We start from the raw sequence: 6,684 nt of genomic DNA, 5'->3' as shown, positions 1-6,684 counted from the left end.
CATAGGTCTTGCCGGCAAAGTCATACCGGTTGTCACCGGTGCGGGTTGTCATGTTCTTCCCGTACAAGTACTGCAACGCGGCCATGTCATTGAGCATGTAGGTCAGCGGCGTGGACTTGAAGCCGCCAGTATCTTCGCCGCCGATCATGGGCTTGTACGACATGACCGAGTAAGCTGCAGAGTCGTATTGCTGTGTCACAGGAAAGTTGTCTTTGTCGATTTCGCTTTCATCATGCGTATGCTTTAGCCCCAAGGTGTGGCCGATTTCGTGCATGGCAGTCAGATGTAACTGGCTTCCCGGTGATCCATCTGTTCTGACAGTATTGTACCAAGGATTAAACCAGACAGAGCCAGCTATGTCATCGGTGTCAGGAAATTCTGCATAAGCAACCCCATCCAGAAGAGCAGCCTCATCCATGGTTTTGCTGGCACCGATCAAAATTCGCCCAGGCTCCTCGCCTCCCTTTTGTTCCGTGAACGAGAGACCGGTAAAGTCTGCAAGATGTCTGAAAATTCCGGAAATTGATGAACGCAGACCGTCTGTAATGAAGGAAGGGTCAAGCGCCAAGCCTTCCTGCCAGTCTGTGGTTACACTCTCGTACTCTGGGGATACAAAACTGTACGTCAGCCTCAGGGCTTTCCCTGGAACACCGTCGGAGGACCAGAACTTCCCCCCAAGCAGTGAGTCAATTTCATGCCTCCCGCTGGAAGGCGCGGTAAACGCACTATTATATCTGGTAGATGTTGCACTCATAATCTTTTTTCCTGTGTAACGGGTACAGTTTCAATTATAAAGAGACAAGTATCTCTGCTCACTACTTAAAATAAGTCAACATGCAATTTCTTTCTTGTCTTACAACCGAGAGGCATGTTCTCTGTGTCCCCGGCCAGCCCTCTTGAATGTCTGACGTGCATCAAAGTTACGGCCTGTATCGTGGCTGTGGTCTGCTCCACTCCACCTGCTATCCGTGATGTTCCCCGCGTATAGCCCCCACTGTCTGCAGTGGTGCTGCCAGTTTCCAGGTTGATGGGATTTATCGTCGCAGACCCTGCCTGGTTTCGGGACCCTAGGCAGGGCGACACGCAGCTTTCGCGCTCTCAAAAACTATGATTGAAACCGTGTCAGTTCTTCGCAATGTTTGCGATGAGTTTTGAGAGAGGTATCACGCCTATTGGCTATGTCCGCGTTTCAACGCAAGACCAGACTATAGACCTGCAAAAAATCACGGGGACTTTGTAACCGCCATGAAAAGTACCTGCGAAACATCTTCAGTGCCGTCAGAATGGCTGTCCTGCTGATTTAGCGCACTGTGTAATGAGTTTATCGCCTAATCTATTTCGAGAAATGAAAATTTGGTGCTAGAATCTGCCACCGAAGCATTTGATTTCTGGCAAGAGGGTGCAGGCCGTCTTGCTGTGGCGGGTTATCTGCAGGGGGGGAGAGGAAGGCTTTATTCCATCAAGGAGAGGGTGAAGCGTTGACGTGACGCTTGCCACGTGGGTGGGTAATTCTCAGAAACAAATTATGGTGGATATAAAATTTTTCTGAAGATGTAAGACTGGGCATCTGTAAATAACCAAAAGCCAAGCAACACCCTGAGGCAGATTTCTCACTGGTTCTTTCTGGCTGATTTTATCTGGTAAGTCATCATGATTGCAGAGAACGAACAGAAACTTACTGATATTTTTAGAGTTGTCCTAGACTTTGAGGATAACTATGACGTTTCAATGGTTCGTAAAATTTCAGAAGCGAGATGGGACTCTTTGGCTCATGTATCAATGGTCGCTGCCGTCGAAAGCGAATTCGGGGTAAATTTGGACAGCACTGACATGGAACGTATGACTTCGTTTGCGGCAACCCGATTGCTACTCGAAGAAAAAGGGCTATGATTGAAAGCGAATTTGAGGTTGATGTTACCGAAGAGGATGCCCGCCGGTTTGCAGAGATTTCTGGCGACTGGAATCCTTTGCACACCGACTTAGCCTATGCGGCGGGAACCAGTTTTAGGCGTACCATTCTCCACGGTGCCTTTTCTGCTGGGTTTCTATCCCGTATGGCGGGTATGAATATTCCAGGGCGTGACTGTTTACTGCATGGCATCAAACTGAAATTTGTTGCCCCGATCCTGCCTCCGACACGTCTACGCGTTCATGGTACCCTTGTGCGAAGTAGTGACAATGGGGGTGTGGTTGATGTCACCATCAGCGATTCCGTCTCGGGTACTCACTATGTTTCTGGCATATATGAGTTTGGCTACCATCGTCATCAAGTAATGTCGCGAGCTTTGGCTGCAACGGACTTGACCTGCACTGAAGCGCCCATCTTGGTTACGGGCGCATCTGGTGGGCTTGGATCTGCCGTGCTTGAGCGCTTGGGAAGCAAGGGTCTGGGCTTGTCACGCTCTGGTACAGCCGGTGCGTTGATGATTCCAGATTTGGTCCAACTTCCGGAAATCTTGGCTGGACGCAAGATATCCGGTGTCGTCCATTGTGGTTGGCCTGCTCCAGACAATCAAAGATTGACGGCGTTGGGGAGTAATACGGAAGTTGCGGTCCGACACCACGTTGCCGAACCCTTGTCCGACTGTTTGAAATTGGCCCAGGTGCTTTCTGTGTTTGGCCTCCCTGGTGCTACCTTGGTGTTGGTGGGATCGACAGCAGCCGATCCCGGGCGTCACAACTGGCGTATGCCCTTGTATAGTCTTGGCAAGGCGCTTGTGCCTACCTTGGTCAAGATTTTGGCGGTGGAACTTGGTGCGAGCAACCTACGCTGCATTGGTGTGGTTTTCGATGTTGTTAACGGTGGGATGAATGATGCGATGCGAGACGCTGTGCGCCTTGCTCATACCGATCGTTCGCCTTATGGCATGTTGCCCGGTACAGATGATGCCGCCGGCCAAATAGCTTGGATACTGGAGAACGGTTCGTATCTGGTTTCCGGCGCCATCATCAACTTATCGGGAGGCGCGCTCCCATGACATTCCTGGAAGCAAAGAAATTATTGGCCGCTATGCGGAATGCTGAAAAGCTGCCCTTCCTGATGTGTATGTCGGGGACTGCTGACCAATTGGAACTTTACCTGCGTGCTCATGCAGCCCGAAGCGGGCTGGATGTACAAGTCAGTTTTCTTCCCTTTGGCACCTTGGGTCAGCATTTGTTCAGCGAAGCCACTGGTCCAGAGGTATTTCTGTTGCTGCCTTGGGATCTGGCACCGGAATGTGACTGGCGTTCAGGGATGAGTGGGACGCTGGTCGATGTTAATACGATCCTGGACCGAGCCGAGCAGGTGGTGGCTCTACTGAACAAGCGGAAACAAGCATGCTTGGCTTATCTGCCGGCACCTGTCCCGCCGCTATGCATCGCCATGTCCGACAATGCTCGTTTGGCTACTGAACTAACGGCACTTGCGGTCAGACATGGGGCCACACTTCTTGCGTCAGATTATTTTTCTCTCTCCACCTATTTTGCTACTGGTTCTCCACTGGCCGGTGGTGCCCTGTCGCCAGTGGCCGAGGTCTTGATCGATCACCTGTTGATGCCGCAGTCGGGACACTACAAGGTAGTGGCTACCGATGCGGATAATACCTTGTGGGCTGGCATAGTCGGCGAGGACGGTGTTGAAGTTGTTTCCGCAGAACCTCATGGCCGAGGTTTTCGTCACTTCGTTTATCAAGGGTTTTTGTTGAGACTTAAAGCAGCAGGTATTCTTCTGACGGTGGTAAGCCGCAATGATGAGGATATGGTGTGTGCAGCGTTGAATGCAGGCCGCATGCCCCTGAAAAATGAGGATTTCGTTGCGGTTCGGGCTGGCTATGGGGCTAAATCTGATCATGTAAGAGCCTTGGCAGGGATCCTGAATCTGGGTACCGATTCCATTGTTTTCATTGATGACAACCCGGTCGAACTTGCTGAAGTCGCGTCGGGGGTCAGGGGGGTGAGATGCCAGGCATTTCCGACGCGGGATGAAGATCTGCCGGCATTCCTGGATCGGTTGGCTCTCCTTTTCGATCGCAGCAAGGTGACGACTGAAGATGCGGAGCGAACCGAAATGTACCGGCGTCTTATGGCGTCATCGCCTCCTTCTGAAGGGATTGGAGTTGAGACATTTCTTAAAGACTTGGAGATGGTGCTGACATTGCGCGACCGGACACATGATGATTGGCAGCGGGCACATCAACTTATAAACAAGACCAATCAGTTCAATCTTAACGGTCGCCGTATGAATGAGTCTCAAGTGTCTGCAGTGTTGGCTGAGGGGGGGCGGATGTTTACAGCCACTTTGGAAGATCGAACCGGAAGTCACGGTGAAATCATGGCCTGCTTGGTTGATTGCAACGGCAGTGTGCAGGCACTGGTCATGTCATGCCGAGTTTTTCAGCGGCGGGTCGAATATGCTTTCCTCATATGGCTTCTTGGCTATTGGAAGGGGCCGACACTGACTTTCGCATATTCTGCTACCGCCCGTAATGAGCCAATTCGCAACTTTCTCGCCGATTCTGCTTTTGCTGATGCCGGAGAGCACTGGACGTTGGATACCAAGGCATTTACTACCGCTCACGCTGCCGATATTTCCTTGTTTACCATTCGTGAGCACTTGACATGACCGAATCCGAAGCGGCGAAAGCACTCCGGTCACTGTTGGATGAGTTGGGTGTGACCGCCGGTGAGACCATCTATCTGGCCATCGACATGGCGCGTGTGCCTCTACCCCAATGGCCGGTTACTCTGGATCGACATGCAATCCGGGCAAGGGAAGATCGGTGGTGTAACTTTGTGTTCGAGCGTATCATGGAGGTTCTTGATCCCCGTGGTACCTTGTTGGTTGGCACTTTCAGCTATTCGTGCGGCAATCCTGACATTCCATTCGTGATCGAGAGAACCCCGTCGGAAATTGGTCCTTTTACCAATTGGGTACGCCAGCATCCGCAGGCCGTACGCTCACTGCACCCCATCTTCTCTGTGGCGGGTATCGGACCCAAAGCCGGTGAGATCCTGAATAATACGGGAGGGGCTGCGTTTGGGCCCTGTAGTCCGTTCGGGCGCCTTACCCGGCATGGTACGCGCTTCGTCAACGTGGGTATTCCATTCCGTCAAAGTTTGACCTACGTCCATCACCTTGAACAATGCTACGGATGTAACCACCGTTATCACAAGATATTTTCTGGTGTAGTGGTCCAGAATGAGCAGGCCGTTGACCGGGAGTTTCTTGGTTATATGCGGTGGCGTGGTATCAATGCCGGGGTTGATGTCGGCCCCTTGGAGGACGCACTCAAGCATTCTGGCTTGCTGCGTGAGGTCAATCATAACGGCTTTTTCGGGCAGTCTGCTCAAGCCATCGACGTTGATCATACAGGCTATCAAATGCTAACCGAAGACTCACGCGCATTCTCCACGCCAAAGATTCGGGTAGATCTTGATGATTCGATGGTTGCATCGTCACCCGGGACGCATCCTGTCACAACTTTCAGACTTTCGACATGACCTTGACGTCTTTGCCGCAACTTCAACCCTATCCATCGTTGGCACGTATTTGTGCTGTAGTGTTGGATGTATGGCCAGCGCATGGGGGGTACCTGAAAGCCCGCTTTTGCGAGTCAGCCCATCCTGTTTTACCTATCACAGAAGAAATAGCTGGATTGGTTGTCAGGATTGCAGGAAACGATCTATCAACATTTGCCGATAGCTATCGCTGGACCTGTGAGACTCTCGTTGCGGAAGACTTGCACTTTCGTCGTACAGGGGGTTATCGCTGGACAACTTTTGAAGATGCCTATCGCGAAGTCTATTCGCGCGCCGACTATATGCAAACTTATCTGCGTGGACTTCTGCTGTCTCAAGTCCTTTGGGCGAATCAGGCCACTGCGTTCCATTTTTATGTGGAGCGCTTCCTTCAGCGGTTACAGCCTGGCACAGACTATCTTGAGATTGGCCCAGGCCACGGGCTGTTGTTGTATTTTGCTGCCCGTTCGCCACAGATCGGCTCGATTACAGGCTGGGATGTCAGTGAAAGTAGCTTGGCCATGACTCGACAGACGATGGAAGCTATGGGTATGGGACATCCATTCAAGTTAGAATTACACAACATTCTTGAGCCACCCTGTGTTCAAATGGCTTACGATGCCATAGTACTTAGCGAAGTACTGGAGCATCTTGATCGCCCGGAAATAGCCTTAGCCACTGTTTTCAAAACGTTAAAGCCCGGTGGACTGGCTTATTTTAACGTACCGGTCAATAGTCCAGCTCCTGACCATATCTACTATTGGGGATCGCATCTCGAGGTTGAAAATCTGGTGAGGAAAATTGGGTTTAAAATTGTTGATTCCGATGCCGCTCCAGCCACTGGCTACAGTCTTGAGCGTGCGCTTCGACGCAAAGTCACTATTAATTCGTTAATCGTAGCTGAGCGCCCAGATCAAGGGCATATTGGGGTCGTCTCAGAAAATGGAAAATAAAGCACGCTAAATCATCTTCAGTGGTCGTAGCGGCCTCAATCTGGTGACTACGGTTGTCGTGCTGTGGAACTACCTGGAATGCGCAGCTCATGCCTTGCGTAGGCTCAGCCTTACTCATATCCAGAATGCGAGGAGGGTTGCGAGAGCGACGTCGGAGAGGAAGTTTCTGTCGAGTTTGTCATAGCGGGTTGCGACGCGGCGGAAGTCCTTGATGCGACAGAAAGCGTTTTCG

Annotated in this window: 6 protein-coding genes and 1 pseudogene; 5 read left to right on the top strand and 2 right to left on the bottom strand. The window is 51.4% G+C overall.

Annotation, left to right across the window (positions count from 1 at the left end; translation table 11 throughout):
• Positions 1-754: matrixin family metalloprotease (locus HEQ61_RS10980; protein WP_168021441.1), on the bottom strand; the 754-nt coding region annotated here is incomplete at its 3' end.
• Positions 755-1,650: 896 nt separating this feature from the next.
• On the opposite strand from HEQ61_RS10980, the gene HEQ61_RS10975 reads away from it, so the two are divergent.
• Genes HEQ61_RS10975 through HEQ61_RS10955 form a run of 5 tightly spaced genes read left to right on the top strand, consistent with a single transcriptional unit; the run spans position 1,651 to position 6,452 of the window.
• Positions 1,651-1,890 (top strand): acyl carrier protein, encoded by a 240-nt coding sequence (locus HEQ61_RS10975; RefSeq protein WP_209315748.1) that lies wholly within the window; start codon positions 1,651-1,653, stop codon positions 1,888-1,890.
• Positions 1,887-2,978, top strand: a complete 1,092-nt coding sequence (locus HEQ61_RS10970; RefSeq protein WP_168021442.1) for an SDR family oxidoreductase — start codon at positions 1,887-1,889, stop codon at positions 2,976-2,978. The genes HEQ61_RS10975 and HEQ61_RS10970 overlap by 4 nt, the downstream gene beginning before the upstream one ends.
• Positions 2,975-4,603 carry an HAD-IIIC family phosphatase gene (locus tag HEQ61_RS10965; protein ID WP_168021443.1) on the top strand — a complete coding sequence of 543 codons (1,629 nt, stop codon included), beginning with the start codon at positions 2,975-2,977 and terminating at the stop codon, positions 4,601-4,603. The genes HEQ61_RS10970 and HEQ61_RS10965 overlap by 4 nt, the downstream gene beginning before the upstream one ends.
• Positions 4,600-5,481: an AAC(3) family N-acetyltransferase gene (locus HEQ61_RS10960; RefSeq protein WP_168021445.1), complete on the top strand. Its 882-nt coding sequence runs from the start codon at positions 4,600-4,602 to the stop codon at positions 5,479-5,481. Before HEQ61_RS10965 ends, HEQ61_RS10960 begins: the two co-directional genes overlap by 4 nt.
• Positions 5,478-6,452 (top strand): class I SAM-dependent methyltransferase, encoded by a 975-nt coding sequence (locus HEQ61_RS10955; RefSeq protein ID WP_168021447.1) that lies wholly within the window; start codon positions 5,478-5,480, stop codon positions 6,450-6,452. The genes HEQ61_RS10960 and HEQ61_RS10955 overlap by 4 nt, the downstream gene beginning before the upstream one ends.
• A gap of 114 nt (positions 6,453-6,566) precedes the next feature.
• On the opposite strand, the pseudogene HEQ61_RS10950 reads toward HEQ61_RS10955, so the two are convergent.
• A pseudogene (locus HEQ61_RS10950) lies at positions 6,567-6,684 on the bottom strand (IS5/IS1182 family transposase); the annotation flags it as partial.

It is taken from the genome of Haematospirillum sp. H4485 (assembly GCF_012102745.1).
Taxonomy (GTDB): domain Bacteria; phylum Pseudomonadota; class Alphaproteobacteria; order Rhodospirillales; family Rhodospirillaceae; genus Haematospirillum.
Note: the sequence above shows the minus strand (reverse complement) of the source record. Positions and strands in the feature narration are given on the sequence as shown.

What these genes read in the sequence shown, in the direction of transcription:
- HEQ61_RS10970 (WP_168021442.1), top strand. Translation starts at nt 1,887, where the DNA reads ATGATTGAAAGCGAATTTGAGGTTGATGTTACCGAAGAGGATGCCCGC.
- HEQ61_RS10955 (WP_168021447.1), top strand. Translation starts at nt 5,478, where the DNA reads ATGACCTTGACGTCTTTGCCGCAACTTCAACCCTATCCATCGTTGGCA.
- HEQ61_RS10960 (WP_168021445.1), top strand. Translation starts at nt 4,600, where the DNA reads ATGACCGAATCCGAAGCGGCGAAAGCACTCCGGTCACTGTTGGATGAG.
- HEQ61_RS10965 (WP_168021443.1), top strand. Translation starts at nt 2,975, where the DNA reads ATGACATTCCTGGAAGCAAAGAAATTATTGGCCGCTATGCGGAATGCT.
- HEQ61_RS10975 (WP_209315748.1), top strand. Translation starts at nt 1,651, where the DNA reads ATGATTGCAGAGAACGAACAGAAACTTACTGATATTTTTAGAGTTGTC.